General features: G+C 68.3%; 16 protein-coding genes. 8 read left to right on the top strand and 8 right to left on the bottom strand.

The window, feature by feature from the left end; genetic code table 11:
• The first annotated feature begins 187 nt into the window (after window positions 1-187).
• From acs to AB0H76_RS26065, 4 genes are all read left to right on the top strand, one after another.
• The gene (gene acs / locus AB0H76_RS26080; protein WP_357329038.1) at window positions 188-2,143 is read left to right on the top strand and encodes an acetate--CoA ligase; all 1,956 of its coding nucleotides are present in this window, start codon (window positions 188-190) and stop codon (window positions 2,141-2,143) included.
• 232 nt (window positions 2,144-2,375) lie between these two features.
• Window positions 2,376-3,614, top strand: a complete 1,239-nt coding sequence (gene nhaA, locus AB0H76_RS26075) for a Na+/H+ antiporter NhaA (RefSeq protein WP_357329035.1) — start codon at window positions 2,376-2,378, stop codon at window positions 3,612-3,614.
• Entirely contained in the window at window positions 3,611-4,105 is a 495-nt protein-coding gene (locus tag AB0H76_RS26070; protein WP_357329033.1) for a phage holin family protein, read from the top strand. The genes nhaA and AB0H76_RS26070 overlap by 4 nt, the downstream gene beginning before the upstream one ends.
• 28 nt (window positions 4,106-4,133) lie before the next feature.
• Window positions 4,134-5,066, top strand: coding sequence for an alpha/beta hydrolase (locus AB0H76_RS26065; protein WP_357329030.1), 933 nt, complete (start codon window positions 4,134-4,136; stop codon window positions 5,064-5,066).
• A gap of 4 nt (window positions 5,067-5,070) precedes the next feature.
• Here AB0H76_RS26065 and AB0H76_RS26060 read toward each other — a convergent pair whose 3' ends face one another.
• From AB0H76_RS26060 to nth, 4 genes are all read right to left on the bottom strand, one after another.
• Window positions 5,071-6,264: a MarP family serine protease gene (locus tag AB0H76_RS26060; protein WP_357329027.1), complete on the bottom strand. Its 1,194-nt coding sequence runs from the start codon at window positions 6,262-6,264 to the stop codon at window positions 5,071-5,073.
• Entirely contained in the window at window positions 6,261-6,965 is a 705-nt protein-coding gene (locus AB0H76_RS26055; RefSeq protein ID WP_357329024.1) for a CoA pyrophosphatase, read from the bottom strand. The genes AB0H76_RS26060 and AB0H76_RS26055 overlap by 4 nt, the downstream gene beginning before the upstream one ends.
• 130 nt (window positions 6,966-7,095) lie before the next feature.
• Entirely contained in the window at window positions 7,096-7,719 is a 624-nt protein-coding gene (locus tag AB0H76_RS26050) for a TlpA disulfide reductase family protein (RefSeq protein WP_357329904.1), read from the bottom strand.
• Between the two features lie 5 nt (window positions 7,720-7,724).
• Entirely contained in the window at window positions 7,725-8,432 is a 708-nt protein-coding gene (nth, locus tag AB0H76_RS26045; protein ID WP_357329902.1) for an endonuclease III, read from the bottom strand.
• A gap of 232 nt (window positions 8,433-8,664) precedes the next feature.
• Between nth and AB0H76_RS26040 the strand changes: the two genes are divergently transcribed.
• Both AB0H76_RS26040 and AB0H76_RS26035 read left to right on the top strand, forming a co-directional pair.
• Window positions 8,665-8,892 carry a hypothetical protein gene (locus AB0H76_RS26040; RefSeq protein WP_356974592.1) on the top strand — a complete coding sequence of 76 codons (228 nt, stop codon included), beginning with the start codon at window positions 8,665-8,667 and terminating at the stop codon, window positions 8,890-8,892.
• 178 nt (window positions 8,893-9,070) lie between these two features.
• Window positions 9,071-9,745 carry a Crp/Fnr family transcriptional regulator gene (locus AB0H76_RS26035; RefSeq protein WP_019044571.1) on the top strand — a complete coding sequence of 225 codons (675 nt, stop codon included), beginning with the start codon at window positions 9,071-9,073 and terminating at the stop codon, window positions 9,743-9,745.
• An 80-nt stretch (window positions 9,746-9,825) separates the two neighbouring features.
• Here AB0H76_RS26035 and AB0H76_RS26030 read toward each other — a convergent pair whose 3' ends face one another.
• The 3 genes from AB0H76_RS26030 to AB0H76_RS26020 are packed head-to-tail and all read right to left on the bottom strand — an operon-like array spanning window position 9,826 to window position 11,306.
• Entirely contained in the window at window positions 9,826-10,617 is a 792-nt protein-coding gene (locus AB0H76_RS26030) for an MBL fold metallo-hydrolase (RefSeq protein WP_357329021.1), read from the bottom strand.
• A gap of 51 nt (window positions 10,618-10,668) precedes the next feature.
• On the bottom strand, window positions 10,669-11,139 hold the full coding sequence (locus AB0H76_RS26025) for a RidA family protein (protein ID WP_357329018.1): 471 nt from the start codon (window positions 11,137-11,139) through the stop codon (window positions 10,669-10,671).
• 2 nt (window positions 11,140-11,141) lie between these two features.
• Window positions 11,142-11,306, bottom strand: coding sequence for a DUF4177 domain-containing protein (locus AB0H76_RS26020; protein WP_357329015.1), 165 nt, complete (start codon window positions 11,304-11,306; stop codon window positions 11,142-11,144).
• A gap of 189 nt (window positions 11,307-11,495) precedes the next feature.
• On the opposite strand from AB0H76_RS26020, the gene AB0H76_RS26015 reads away from it, so the two are divergent.
• Together AB0H76_RS26015 and AB0H76_RS26010 are read left to right on the top strand one after the other, a co-directional pair.
• Window positions 11,496-12,515: an ArsA-related P-loop ATPase gene (locus AB0H76_RS26015; protein ID WP_357329012.1), complete on the top strand. Its 1,020-nt coding sequence runs from the start codon at window positions 11,496-11,498 to the stop codon at window positions 12,513-12,515.
• Window positions 12,512-13,630, top strand: a complete 1,119-nt coding sequence (locus AB0H76_RS26010; protein WP_357329010.1) for an ArsA family ATPase — start codon at window positions 12,512-12,514, stop codon at window positions 13,628-13,630. Before AB0H76_RS26015 ends, AB0H76_RS26010 begins: the two co-directional genes overlap by 4 nt.
• Window positions 13,631-13,720: 90 nt before the next feature.
• Here AB0H76_RS26010 and AB0H76_RS26005 read toward each other — a convergent pair whose 3' ends face one another.
• Window positions 13,721-14,044 (bottom strand): WhiB family transcriptional regulator, encoded by a 324-nt coding sequence (locus tag AB0H76_RS26005; protein ID WP_054816825.1) that lies wholly within the window; start codon window positions 14,042-14,044, stop codon window positions 13,721-13,723.
• Between the last annotated feature and the right edge of the window lie 274 nt (window positions 14,045-14,318).

Below are 14,318 nucleotides of genomic sequence, written 5' to 3'. Positions count from 1 at the left end.
GGAACAATGCCTACACCTGAGGCTTCTCAAGGTTCCACGGGTCGGCTCACCTCACAGCCGAGTTTCCCCGGCCGTGATCTTTTGAAACCTGGTGGACACACTCGACACGGCGGCAAGCCCCGTTGGTTACTGTCGAGCTTGGCCGCATCGAATCGTGCGCTCAGGTTACGTGGAAAGAAGAGAAGAGATGACCGAAACCACTGCCGATCACCAGGATTCGTACCCGCCGTCGCCGGAGTTCGCCGCCACCGCCAACGCGGACGCCGACCTCTACGCGCAGGCCGAGGCCGACCGCGACAAGTTCTGGGCCGCGCAGGCCGACCGGCTGCACTGGCACGAACGCTGGTCGCAGGTGCTGGACTGGTCGGACGCGCCGGTGGCGAAATGGTTCGTCGACGGCAAACTCAACGTCGCCTACAACTGCGTCGACCGGCACGTGCTCGCCGGGCACGGCGGCCAGGTCGCCATCCACTGGGAGGGCGAGCCGGGCGATTCCCGCGACCTCACCTACAACGAATTGCTGGCCGAAGTATCGAGGGCCGCAAACTATCTGACCGAGCTCGGGCTGGAAGCCGGGGACCGGGTCGCGATCTACATGCCGATGGTGCCCGAGGCGATCATCGCCATGCTGGCCTGCGCGCGTCTGGGCCTGACGCACTCGGTGGTGTTCGCGGGCTTCTCCCCCACCGCGCTGCGCCAGCGCGTCGACGACGCCCAGGCCCGGCTGATCATCACCACCGACGGCCAGTGGCGGCGCGGCAAGGCGGCACCGCTCAAGGAAGCCGTCGACGAGGCGCTCTACGCGAACGGCGATGTGCCGCACAGCGTCGAACACGTGCTCGTGGTGCGGCGCACCGAGATCGAGGTGCCCTGGACCGACGGCCGGGACCTGTGGTGGCACGAGACCGTCGCGCAGGCCTCGCCCGAACACGAGGCACAGGCGTTCGATGCCGAGCACCCACTGTTCATCCTCTACACCTCCGGCACCACCGGAAAGCCCAAGGGCATCCTGCACACCACCGGCGGCTACCTGACCCAGGCCTCCTACACCCACCACAATGTCTTCGATCACAAAGCCGGACACGACGTCTACTGGTGCACCGCCGACATCGGCTGGGTCACCGGGCACACCTACATCGTCTACGGACCGCTGTCGAACCGGGCCACCCAGGTGGTCTACGAGGGCACGCCCAACTTCCCGGACGAGCACCGGCACTGGAACATCGTCGAGAAGTACAAGGTCTCCCTGTACTACACCGCGCCCACGCTGGTCCGGACCTTCATGAAGTGGGGCCGGGAGATTCCGGCCGCCCACGACCTGTCCTCGCTGCGTCTGCTCGGCTCGGTCGGTGAACCGATCAACCCCGAAGCCTGGCGCTGGTACCGGGAAGTCATCGGCGGCAACAAGACCCCGATCGTGGACACCTGGTGGCAGACCGAAACCGGCGCCATCATGATCTCGCCCCTGCCCGGCGTCACCGCCGCCAAGCCCGGCGCGGCCATGACCGCGCTGCCCGGCATCTCGGCGACGGTCGTCGACGAGGAGGGCAAGCCGGTGCAACTCGGCGAGACCGAGGCCAACGGCTACCTGGTTCTCGATCAGCCGTGGCCGTCCATGCTGCGCGGGATCTGGGGCGACATGGATCGCTACCGGGCCACCTACTGGGAGCGCTACGCCCAGCAGGGCTGGTACTTCGCCGGCGACGGCGCCAAGCTCGACGCCGACGGGGACCTGTGGGTGCTCGGCCGCGTCGACGACGTCATGAACGTCTCCGGGCACCGCATCTCCACCGCCGAGGTCGAATCCGCGCTCGTCGGCCACTCCGGCGTCGCCGAAGCGGCGGTGGTCGGCGCGAGCGACGCGACCACCGGGCAGGGCATCGTCGCCTTCGTCATCCTCACCGCCGAGACCGCGGACACCGACACCGCGCTGGTCGAGGAATTGAAGGCAGAGGTCGCGCGCGCGATCAGCCCGATCGCCCGGCCGCGGGAGATCCACGTCGTGCCCGAGCTGCCGAAGACCCGCAGTGGCAAGATCATGCGACGCCTGCTGCGCGACGTGGCCGAGGGCCGGGAACTGGGCGATACCTCGACCCTGGTCGACCCCAACGTCTTCGAGGCGATCCGGGCCAGTCGCGCCTGAGCCCCGACCGACGCGCACAGGTTGCGGGGACGCAGACTGCGCAAGTAAGCACCGGCGGCAAACACGCACGAGCGGCAAACCGGGCCGGTGACCCGTCAAGGTCACCGGCCCGACCCGTTAGGATTGCGTAAGGTGTGCCGGGAAGTCTGGTCGGCGTGCGGACGCTCATCCCTCGCCCACGCGGCAGGAATAGGTGTTCGCGGCTCTGCCCACCCTGCCGGAAGGTTTCCCCGTGATCAACCAAGTGCGCTCGGAATTGACCCGCTATCTACGGACCGAAACCGTAGGCGGCGCCCTCCTTCTGATCGCCGCGGCCACCGCGTTGCTCTGGGTTAACTCCCCGTGGGGCGAGAGCTATACGACGCTCGCCGAGACGGTGCTCCCGATCAAGCCGCTGCACCTGGAACTCACCCTCGCCGACTGGACCAAGGACGGCTTGCTGGCGGTCTTCTTCTTCGTCGCGGGCCTGGAGGTCAAACGCGAACTCGTGGTCGGCGAACTCGCCGACCGCCGCCGCGCCGCCCTGCCGATCATCGCCGCGGTCGGCGGCGTGGTCACGCCGGTGTTGATCGCGCTGGCCGTCGGCTTCGGCGCGCCCGGCATGGACAAGGGCTGGGCCATCCCGGTGGCCACCGATATCGCCTTCGCGCTGGCCGTTCTCGCGATGACCGGCTCGCGCGTCCCGACCAGCGCGCGTGTCTTCCTGCTCAGCCTGGCGGTGGTCGACGACCTGCTCGCGATCCTGTTGATCGCGGTGCTGTTCACCGCGTCGGTGTCCCTGCTCTGGCTACTCGCCGCGGCGGCCACCTGCGCGGGCTGGTGGCTGGCACAGCAGCGGCGCATCCGGACACCCCTGGTCTACGTTCCGCTCGCGCTGGTCTGCTGGTACGCCCTGCACGAGGCCGGCATCCACCCGACCCTGGCCGGTGTGGCGCTGGGTCTGCTCACCCGGGTCAAACCCGATCCCGGCGAAGCCGAAGCGCCCGCCACCCGGCTCGAACACCTGGTGCAGCCGATCTCGGCCGGGCTGTGCGTGCCGCTGTTCGCCCTGTTCGCTTCCGGGGTTCCGCTGGACGGCGAGGTGTTCGGGCAGTTGTTCACCGACCGGCTCGCCCTCGCCGTCATCCTCGGCCTGCTGCTCGGCAAAATCATCGGCATCTTCGGGATCAGCTGGCTCGCAATCCGGTTCGGCGTCGCGAAACGCCCACAAGATCTGGAATACCGCGACATGTTCGCCCTGTCGGTGCTGGGCGCGATCGGGTTCACCGTTAGCCTGCTTGTGGCAGAACTTGCACTGGAAGGCAGCTCTGTCGAATTGGCGAAGGCCGCGGTGTTGGTCACCTCAATGGCGGCATCCCTCGCCGGTTCGGCGCTACTGTTGCGACGTGGGCGTGTCCACCAAGCGCGGCGCGACGCAGAAAGCACACACCCCAGGCCTAGCCGGGACATGGAAGAAGGGTCGACGAAGTGAGTTTCGCACAGGGCAACGGGAATGACGGCGCGCGCGACCGCTCCTTGACCGCAATTCCCCTGACCGACGCCAATCCTCCCGGATCGGCGAGCTTCGGCACCCTGGTCCGCGACGCCACCGAGCAGATGTCGACGCTGGTGCGGGCCGAGGTCGAACTGGCCAAGGCCGAGGTCACCGGCGAGATCAAGAAGGGCTTGCAGGGCAGCGTCTTCTTCATCCTGGCGCTGACCGTGCTGCTGTTCAGCAGCTTCTTCTTTTTCTTCTTCCTCGGCGAGTTGCTCGACGTGTGGCTGGCGCGCTGGGCCGCGTTCCTGATCGTGTTCCTGCTGATGGTGCTCACCACCGTGGTGCTGGCGCTGCTCGGCTGGTTGCGCGTGAAGAAGCTGCGCGCACCCGAGAAGACCATCGACTCGCTCAAGCAGGCCAAGAACGTGCTGCCCAGCGGATTCGGTGCGAGCGCACACGAAACGCCTTACTCGCTCGACAAGTAAGCCGTTTCGCCCACTAGGCTTCCTCGGCGTGTCGTCGAACAACTTTCCGGACCCGTCCAGCGTTCGTTACGACGGACCGTGGACGCATCGGGATGTGCATGCCAACGGCATTCGCTTCCACGTCGTCGAAGCCGAAACCGGCGGGGACGGACCCCTGGTGGTCCTGCTGCACGGATTCGCCGATTTCTGGTGGTCCTGGCGGCATCAGCTGACGGAGCTGGCCGGGCTCGGCTACCGCGTGATCGCGGTGGACCTGCGCGGCTACGGCGACACCGACAAACCACCGCGCGGCTATGACGGCTGGACCCTGGCCGGCGATATCGCCGGTCTCATCCGCGCGCTCGGCCACACCGACGCGACACTGATCGGTCACGCCGACGGCGGGCTGGTCTGCTGGACCACCGCCGTGCTGCATCCGCGGCTGGTGCGCTCCATCGCGCTGGTCAGTTCCCCGCATCCGGCGGCGCTGAAGAACGCGGTGCTGCACGACGGCGGTCAGCGCCGGGCCTGGCTGCCGAACTTCCTGCGCTATCAGCTCCCCCGCTATCCGGAGCATCTGCTGACCACCGCCGACGGCTTCGAGGTGGAACGGCTGCTGCGCCAGCGGGTCGGCGGGTCCTGGTCGGGCACCGAGGAATTCGTCGACACCGCCCGGCGGATGCGCTCGGCCATCCAGATTCCGGGTGCGGCGCACTGCGCGCTGGAGTATCAGCGCTGGGCCTTCCGCAGCCAGTGGCGCCCGGACGGCCGCCGGTTCATGGCGACCATGCGGGTGCCGATCGAGGTGCCGGTGCTCGCGCTGCGCGGTGAACTCGACGACTACGTGCTGCCGCGCACCTTCCAGCGCGGGCACCGGTGGGCGCCGCAGGCGCATCCGGTGACCATCGCCGACGCGGCGCATTTCGCGCACCAGGAGAACCCGGAGGCCGTGACCTCCGAGCTCGCCAAGTTCCTGGCCTGAGCGCTCAGCTCAGGACGCAGGCTCCCGTATTGATGGGGGTGTTCGCGGCTTCCGCCGCGCTGATGTCGGGCTGGATCTCTTTGAGGGTCAGCACGTAACCGGTGTCGTCGTCGGTGACGGCGGCGCCGAAGACGATGCCGAGCACCTTGCCCTCGGTATCCACCAGCGGCCCACCGGAATTGCCCGCGCGCACCAGGCCGCGCACCGTGTAGACCTCACGCTCGACGGTCCCGTTGCGGTAGATCGTCGGGCCGGTCAGGTCCAGCGTCTCGCGGACGCGGGCCGCGCTGGCCGTGTACGGGCCGCCGCCCGGGTAGCCGAGCACGATCGCGCTCTCCCCCGAGTTCGCCGGCTCCGGCGCCCGATCCACCGCCGGGGCGGTCAACCCCGGCACCTTCAGCACCGCGACATCGCGGGACGGATCGAACAGCACGACCGTCGCGTCCAACGGGCCGCGCGGAGTGTCCACCGCGACGCTCGTGGTGCCCGCGACGACGTGCGCGTTGGTGATCACCCGTTCGGGGGCGATCACGAAGCCCGAACCCTCCAGCGCCCGCTGGCAACTCGGCGCCACACCACGGATGCGCAGCACACTCTGCTGCAGCGAGGCCGCGACCGGGCTGGCCAGCACGCTCGGATCCGGTGCGGCGACCGGCGCCGTCGGCGCGCGGCCGAACGGCCCGATGACGTCCGGCAGCCCGGAAGTATTGAGCAGCTTGGAGAATTCGTTCGGGACCTTGCGCAGCCAGTTCGGCGCGATCTGGTTGACGTCGGCCAGCACCCGGGACCCGTTGATCGCGGTGGCGATCGCGGGCTGGGAGGAGGTGGCCAGCGGCAGCGCCAGCAGCCACGCGGTGACCAGCACCGCCACCGCCTGCAAGACCGCGCCGGTCACGCTGTCCACGCTGCGGGTGAACGGATGCCGCATGCCGCCGCGCGCGGCCCGGCCCAGCACCATGCCCGCCACCTCGCCGACGATCACCAGCAGCACGATCAGCAGCACACCGGCCAGCACCCGGGTGCGGCCCTCGTCCACATGCTTGAGGATGTGCGGGGCGATCAGGATGCCGGCGACCGCGCCGAGCACCACACCGAGGAACGCCAGGGCCGAGGCCACCGCGCCCTGCCGCCAGCCCGAGGAGGCAGCGAGCAGCGCGAGCAGCACGACGGCGATGTCGAGCCACACCGAAGAAGTCATAACGTCATCCCCAATGCGGCCAGCGCTTCTTCGAGATCACGGACGTCATTCTGGTCCCAATCCAGTTCCCAGCCGGCATTTTTGAAAATACCGTTCAGGATGCCGCCGGTCAGGCCCCAGACCAGCATCCCGTCGACCTGGAAGGCCGGGCTCCGATAGCCGGTGCGGTGCACCATGAACCGGTTCGCCGGGTCCAGCAACTCCGAGAGCGGCACCCGCACCACCCGCTCGGTCTCGCCGGTGTTCACCACCCGGACCTCGGCGGGGTTGCGCCAGTACCCGAGTACCGGCGTCACGTCGAAGCGGGACGGCGGGACGAACAACTTCGGCATCACGGCCAGCGGGGTGACATCCTCGCGCCGGACGCCGGTCTCCTCGCAGGCCTCGCGCAGGGCGGTGTCGACCGGGCCCTGATCACCGGGATCGACCGCGCCGCCGGGGAAGGCGACCTGGCCGCGATGCTGGCGCATGGTGGACGCGCGCTGGGTGAGCAGCACGTCCGCGTCACCGGGCAGTGCGGGCTCGCCGTCCGCGGCGGAACCGCTGAACAGCACCAGGACCGCGGCCTGGCGCGGCTCCTTGAGCACGGTCATGGCCCGGCGCATGGCACGGGCCAGGGACAGGGCGTCGGTAGCGTCGGCATCCGCGGACTCGACCGCGGGACGCAGCCACGCCGGGGCGTTCTGCGGCTCGAGGTTCATCTGCCGACTCCGGTGCTCGTGCGCAAACCAACCTCCGCCGCCGATATTCGCCTCCGCAGCGGTTGCTGCGAGATACCTTGCGCTGTAGACCATCTCATGCTCGCCCGGGTGCTCGCAGCGCTCATGGGCTTCACGCGCGAACTCCGAGCTCCGCGGCGACGGTGTCGGCGATGTCGGCGACACCGGCGAATCGGCGCACCACCACCTCGGCGATGGACCCGTCGGCGCGCACCAGCACCGACACCGGCAGCACCCCGGGAGCGCGCACCGCCGTCCGCAGGCTCGCGTTCGGGTCGAGGACGCCGGGCAGGGTGATGTGCAGGTCGGTCAGCATCGACAGTGCGGCCGCCGCCTGGGGATCGCTGTGCACAGTCAGCACGGTAATCGCGTCGCCGGCGCGCTGCGCGTACAGCTGCAGATCCGGCAGCTCCTCCTTGCAGGGTCCGCACCAGTAGGCCCACAGGTTCAGCAGGGCGGGCTTGCCGGCGAGGGCGGCGGCGAGGTCGACGGGCTTGCCGTCGGCCAGACAGTCGAGGGTGAGGCCGGCGAGCGGACCGGCAGCCGTGGCGCCGGGCGCGGGTTGCGGGCAGGGCGCGAGCCCGGCGGCGGCCCGCTGCGCCGCGGAGACCTGAGCGGTCTGCTGAACCTGATGATCCGGTCCGGTCTCGGCAGCGCCGCCGCGCGGCCACAGGGCCACCGCGAGCGCCACCACCGTGATCAATCCCACCAAAACCCAGCGCACCGCGATGGGCACCTGCTTCACAGGCCGACCATCCGGAGCAGATGCTCGCGCTCGGGCCCCTTCACCAGTTTGGCCGCGACCTCGGGCTCGGTCGGCCCGGCGCCGAAGGACGGGCAGTCGGCGGCCAGCACGCAGGCCCCGCAGGCCGGCTTGCGGGCCTGGCAGACGCGGCGGCCGTGGAAGATCACCCGGTGCGAGAGCATCGTCCAATCCTTGCGCTCGATCAGCGCGCCGACGATGTGCTCGACCTTCACCGGATCTTCCTCGGTGGTCCAGCCCCAGCGCCGCACCAACCGGCCGAAATGGGTGTCGACGGTGATACCCGGAACTCCGAACGCGTTGCCGAGAATGACGTTGGCGGTCTTGCGGCCGATGCCGGGCAACTTCACCAATTCGTCGAGAGTGTGAGGTAACTCACCTTCATGATTTTCCAGCAGGGCCTGGCCGAGCCCGATCAGCGAACTGGTCTTGTTCCGGAAGAACCCCGTGGGCCGGATGTATTCCTCCAGCTCCGCGCGGTTCGCCTCGGCGTAGGCGCGGGCGTCGCGATACTTCGTGAACAGCGCCGGCGTCGTCAGATTCACCCGCTCGTCGGTGCACTGCGCCGAAAGAATTGTCGCCACCGCCAATTCCAGCGGCGTGGTGAAATCCAGCTCGCAGTGCGCGTCCGGGAAGGCCTCGGCCAGTGTCCGGTTCATCCGGCGCGCCCGGCGGACCAGACCCAGTTGGGTTTCCGCCTGTCGCGACCGGGTTTTGCGCTTCGGCGCGGCAAGTTTGCCGGGCTGCGCGTCGGGGGCCCCGGCGTCCGGCGACGACCCGTTGACGGCGGTTGCAGAGGGGGGGACACGCACGCGTCCACCATACGGAACCGGCGAGCGACGGTGCCCGGTCAGTTCTCCTCCCGTGTTCCATCTGAGACCTAGACCGTGTTTACTTCCCGGTATGCAAGGACTCGCTGTGGTGCTCTTCCCAGTGGCGTTGATGCTGTTCGCGCTGGTGATGGAGCGGGTCGAGAATCGGCTCCGCAAACTTCTGGAACCCGACCCCGAGGTTCAGCAGTACCTGGACAAAGCAAGCAACGCCGAGGTCACAGAGCTGACCAAGCTCGGACTTCCCGCTGCGGTGGCCCGGATGCGCAAGCGCCGGACCCGCAGTGAAGAATTGGACGTCGCCCGCGCTAGTTGACGCTCGGGCGTGTCCCACTAAAACGCTTTAATCGTCCGCAATAACCGCAGGGCAGTGCTCAACGCAATGCACTCTTTACGTGGTGTCTGTCACTACCGTTCAGTAAAGCCGCGTAGACTGCGCTGTTGGCCGATCGCATCGGTCCAGGACAGAGCCATTTCCCATAAGGAGCACATTCGTGGACGAGGCCCTCGCCAGAGCAGGCATCTTCCAAGGCGTTGAGCCCACCGCGGTGGCCGCGCTCGCCAAGCAGCTGCAGCCCGTGGACTTTCCACGCGGCCATGTCATCTTCAATGAGGGTGAGCCCGGCGACCGGCTGTACATCATCACGTCCGGCAAGGTGAAGATCGGCCGCCGATCCCCCGACGGGCGGGAGAACCTGCTGACCATCATGGGTCCGTCGGACATGTTCGGCGAGCTCTCCATCTTCGACCCGGGCCCGCGTACCTCGACCGCAACCACGGTCACCGAGGTCCGCGCCGTCACCATGGACCGGGACGCGCTGAAGGCGTGGATCGACCAGCGTCCGGAGATCGCCGAGCAGCTGCTCCGCGTGCTTGCCCGGCGTTTGCGCCGTACCAACAACAACCTGGCCGACCTCATCTTCACCGATGTCCCCGGCCGGGTCGCCAAGGCGCTGCTGCAGCTCGCTCAGCGCTTCGGCACCCAGGAGGCGGGCGCCCTGCGGGTCACCCACGACCTGACCCAGGAAGAGATCGCCCAGCTGGTCGGCGCCTCTCGCGAGACCGTGAACAAGGCCCTGGCCGACTTCGCGCACCGCGGCTGGCTTCGCCTGGAGGGCAAGAGCGTTCTCATCTCGGACTCCGAGCGGCTGGCGCGCCGCGCGCGCTGAGGCCACCGGCAGCAGTCAATTCCATACCGCGAAGCCCGCCGATTCGTCGCTGACGAACCGGCGGGCTTCGGTGTGCGCGACTATGGGTGGGTGCGCAGGTATTCCAGCTGGGCCTGCACCGAACTGCGGGCCGCGAGCCAGAGTCGCTTGTCGACGTCGGCATAGACCTTGCGGACCACCGCCATCGCGCCCGCGTCCGGCCCGAGCTCCCGCAGCGCCGCCCGCACCTGTTCCAGGCGTTCGTGCCGGTGCTTGATGTAGTACCGCGCGACCGGCTCCAGATCGGGATGATCGGGCCCGTGCGCTGGCAGCATCGCCTTGCCCGTGCCGGCCGCCAGCAGGCGGTCCATCGAGGCGAGGTAGTCGGCGAGGGTGCCGTCGGTGGAGTCGAGCACGGTGGTGCCGCTGCCGAGGATGGTGTCGCCGGTGAGCACCGCGTCGTCGAGCACGAAACTCACCGAGTCCCCCGTGTGCCCGGGGGTTGCCAGTACCTCGATGCGCAGGCCGGCCGCCTCGATCACCTCGCCGTCGGACAGCGGTGTGTCCGAGCCGCGCAGGAACTCGCGGTCGACGGCGCGCACCGGCGTGCCGGTCCGCTTCACCAGGCGGTCGATGCCGCCGGTGTGATCGTGGTGCCGGTGCGTGATCAGGGTGAGCGCGATGTTGCCGCCGGTGACCTTTTCGATGGCCGCGCTGTGCGCCTTGTCCTTCGGCCCCGGGTCGACCACCACGTAATCCGGACAGTCCGGCGCGCGCAGGATCCAGGTATTGGTGCCTTCGAGCGTCATCTGGCCGGGATTTTCCGCGAGCAGCACCGCGGCGGTCGGAGTGACCTGCCGCAGCTGCCCGTACGCGGGGTGTGTCAGCGTCATCGCGTTCCCTCGGACGTGGTTGGGCGGGACTCGCTGCCCGCCAACCTGTTTCTAGCGCACCTCGGCGATGACCTCTACCTCGACCGGGACGCCCTTGGGCAGTTCGGCCACGCCGACGGCGGCACGCGCGTGCACGCCCGCCGCGCCGAAGACCTCACCCAGGAATTCCGAGGCGCCGTTGATGACCAGCGGCTGATCGGTGAAACCCGGGGCGGAGGCGACGAATCCGGTGACCTTCACGATCCGCACCACGTTGTCCAGGCCGACCAGGGCGTGGATCGCGGCCAGGGCGTTCAGCGCACAGGCCTGGGCGGCCTCGGCGGCGTCCTCGAGCGAGATCTCCGCGCCGGCCTTGCCGATCCACGGCAGTTCACCCTGCACGAACGGGATCTGGCCCGAGGTGTAGACCAGCGAACCGCTCTGCACCGCCGGGATGTAGGCGGCGACCGGCGCGGCCACCTGGGGCAGCGTCAGGCCGAGCTTGCCGAGGTTGGCTTCCCACTCTGTAGCTGGGGCGGTCATGGTTACTGCTTCGCGCGCTTGAGGTAGGCGACGTGCTGCTCGCCGGTCGGGCCGGGCAGCACCGAGACCAGCTCCCAGCCGTCGGCGCCCCACTGGTCGAGGATCTGCTTGGTCGCGTGCGTCAGAAGCGGAACGGTGGCGTACTCCCACACGGTCAAGTCACTCATGGGGCGAAGTCTATGGGGCCGTTCCCACGGCGTGACGTGCGCGTGCCCCTCATGCCGATCGGGCCGGGGAGGTTAGCTACGTCTCACTGTCTGATACAGAACTGCCGAAACGCCGCGCGTCAACCGGCATCCCTGGGGCAGGAAGTCGAAACGGGTTATAGGCTCGCGAGCGTGGGAGTACCAACAGCAGTGCCCATTTCGGCGGAGCCAGGGCTGGAAACGGGATGGCCGGGGCGCGCCGAAAAGGCGCGCTTGCACTACGTTTCCGGCAAGGGCGGCACCGGCAAGTCCACGGTGGCCGCCGCGCTGGCGCTCGCCCTGGCGGCCGGTGGCCGGCGGGTGCTGCTGGTGGAGGTGGAGAGCAGGCAATCCATCGCGCAGCTGTTCGATCTGCCGCCGCTGCCGCCCACCGAGACGCGGATCGCCACCGCCGAGGGCGGCGGTGAGGTGGTCGCGCTGGCACTCGACATCGAGCACGCCTTCCTCGAATACCTCGACATGTTCTACAACCTGGGCTTCGCGGGCCGGGCCATGCGCCGGATGGGGGCGATCGAGTTCGTCACCACCATCGCGCCGGGCCTGCGCGATGTCATCGTGACCGGCAAGATCAAGGAATGCGTTGTCCGGGTGGACAAGGCGGGCAAGCCGGCCTACGACGAGATCGTGGTGGACGCGCCGCCCACCGGGCGGATCGCCAGCTTCCTCGACGTCACCCAGGCGATGAAGGAAATCGCCAAGGGCGGCCCGATCGCCTCGCAGGCCGAGGGCGTGTCCAAGCTGCTGCATTCGGATCAGACCATGATCCATCTGGTCACCCTGCTGGAGGCGCTGCCGGTGCAGGAGACCGCCGACGCGGTCGCCGAACTCACCGCCAACGACCTGCACATCGGCACGGTCATCGTGAACCGCGCCACCGAGGGGCAACTGCCCGCCGAGGTGCGCGATCACGCCGCCACCGGCGAGATCGACCGCGAGGCCATCGCCGCCGGGCTCGCCAAGGCCGGGATCAGCCTCTCCGACAGCGATTTCGAGGGGCTGATCACCGAGGCGGTCGAGCATTCGGCGACGCTGGTCGCGCAGGATGCCAGCGCGACCGAACTGAAGAAGGTCGACGTACCGCAGCTGTATCTGCCCGCGCTCGAAGACGGGATGGACCTCGGCGGCCTCTACGAGCTGGCCGAGCACTTGAGCAAACAGGGTGTGAAATGACCGAGCCGCTGGACATCTCGAAGATCATCGAGGATCGCTCCGCGCGCGTGGTGGTGTGCTGCGGCTCCGGCGGGGTCGGCAAGACCACCACCGCCGCGGCCATCGCGCTGCGCGCCGCCGAGATGGGCCGCAAGGTCGTCGTGCTCACCATCGATCCGGCGCGCCGGCTGGCTCAGTCACTCGGCGTCGCCGACCTGGACAACTCGCCGCAGAAGGTGGAACTCGGCCCGGACGTGCCCGGTGAGCTGCACGCCATGATGCTGAACATGCGCCGCACCTTCGACGACATGGTGCTCGAGCACACCAGCCCGGACAAGGCGGAGCAGATCTTCGCCAACCCGATCTACCAGACCGTGGCCTCCTCCTTCGGCGGCACGCAGGAGTACATGGCGATGGAGAAGCTCGGCCAGCTGGCCGGGCGCCGGGAGTGGGACCTGATCGTGGTCGACACCCCGCCCTCCCGCAACGCCCTGGACTTCCTGGACGCGCCCAAGCGGCTCGGGAACTTCCTCAACGGCAAGATGATCCGGCTGATCATGGCGCCGGGCCGCGGCGTCGGCCGGTTCGTGACCGGCGCGATGAGCCTGGCCATGCGCGGGGTCTCGACGGTCATCGGCGGGCAGATGCTCAAGGACGCGTCGAACTTCCTGCAGTCGCTGGAGTCGCTGTTCGGCGGTTTCCAGGATCGCGCCGATCGCACCTACGCGATGCTGTCCAAGCCGGGCACCCACTTCTTGGTGATCGCCGCGGCCGAACCGGACGCGCTGCGCGAGGCCTCGTTCTTCGTGGACCGGCTCTCGACCGAGAAGATGCCGCTGGCCGGGCTGGTGCTGAACCGCACCCACCCGGCGCTGAGCACGCTGCGCGGCGATCACGCGCTGACCGCCGCCGATCAGTTGTCCGAGGCGGATCCGCTGACCGCGGCCGTGCTGCGCATCCACGCGCAGCGGATGGCGACCGCCAAGCGGGAGCAGCATCTGCTGCATCGGTTCACCGGCGCGCACCCGCGGGTTCCGATCGCCCCGGTGACCGCGTTACCGTTCGAGGTATCGGATCTAGCGGCCTTGCGCGCGGTCGGTGACCAGCTCACCGGGGCCCAGCCGGTCTCCGTCTGATCGATAAAACGTTCGATTATCAGATCGAATTGCTATGGGACAAAACGAGACCGAGCCCGCACCGCGGGCTCGGTCTCGAACTTTCCGGCTTCACATCGCGATCTGATGTTGCCGCTGGGCCTGGAAGAAGTCCGCCCAGGACGTCACCTCCGGATGCTGTTTCAGCAGCGCGCGGCGCTGCCGCTCCGTCATACCGCCCCACACACCGAATTCGACCCGATTGTCGAGCGCGTCGGCACCACACTGCATCAACACCGGGCAGTGCCGGCAGATGGTGGCGGCTTTGCGCTGCGCGGCACCGCGGACGAACAGCTGATCGGGATCTACTTCCTTGCATCGAGCCTGGGCTACCCAGGCGATTCGCGCTTCGGCCTGCTCTACGTCCAATCGAGCGATGGGGGTTGTCATGTGCATTTGGTGTGCCCCTTTGCAGTCCGAACACCGGGTCACGGCGCTCCAGAATCGCGTACACATCGCAGCAACCCGAACCCCGCTGCGAACTGCACCACATTCCACTTTGAGTGTTAGCTCTATCACACTGGGTTCTCAATCTAGGTAAAGGTATGGGGCTAGCGCAAGACCGTCTCGAGATTTTTTGGTACGACCGTCCCTGCAAACGTGATAGAGAACCGGGCGGTCGAGTCGGCACGGTGTCGGCCATCTCGCGACACGCGGCAAGCCGCGCGAC

Source organism: Nocardia sp. NPDC050712 (assembly GCF_040654295.1).
Taxonomy (GTDB): Bacteria; Actinomycetota; Actinomycetes; order Mycobacteriales; family Mycobacteriaceae; genus Nocardia.
This window is presented reverse-complemented; position numbering and strand designations above follow the sequence as displayed.

Coding starts and splice junctions, on each gene's coding strand:
- acs (WP_357329038.1), top strand. CDS start 188: ATGACCGAAACCACTGCCGATCACCAGGATTCGTACCCGCCGTCGCCG.
- AB0H76_RS26060 (WP_357329027.1), bottom strand. CDS start 6,264: ATGACTTCTTCGGTGTGGCTCGACATCGCCGTCGTGCTGCTCGCGCTG.
- AB0H76_RS26055 (WP_357329024.1), bottom strand. CDS start 6,965: ATGAACCTCGAGCCGCAGAACGCCCCGGCGTGGCTGCGTCCCGCGGTC.
- AB0H76_RS26030 (WP_357329021.1), bottom strand. CDS start 10,617: ATGACGCTGACACACCCCGCGTACGGGCAGCTGCGGCAGGTCACTCCG.
- AB0H76_RS26025 (WP_357329018.1), bottom strand. CDS start 11,139: ATGACCGCCCCAGCTACAGAGTGGGAAGCCAACCTCGGCAAGCTCGGC.
- AB0H76_RS26020 (WP_357329015.1), bottom strand. CDS start 11,306: ATGAGTGACTTGACCGTGTGGGAGTACGCCACCGTTCCGCTTCTGACG.
- AB0H76_RS26010 (WP_357329010.1), top strand. CDS start 12,512: ATGACCGAGCCGCTGGACATCTCGAAGATCATCGAGGATCGCTCCGCG.
- AB0H76_RS26005 (WP_054816825.1), bottom strand. CDS start 14,044: ATGCACATGACAACCCCCATCGCTCGATTGGACGTAGAGCAGGCCGAA.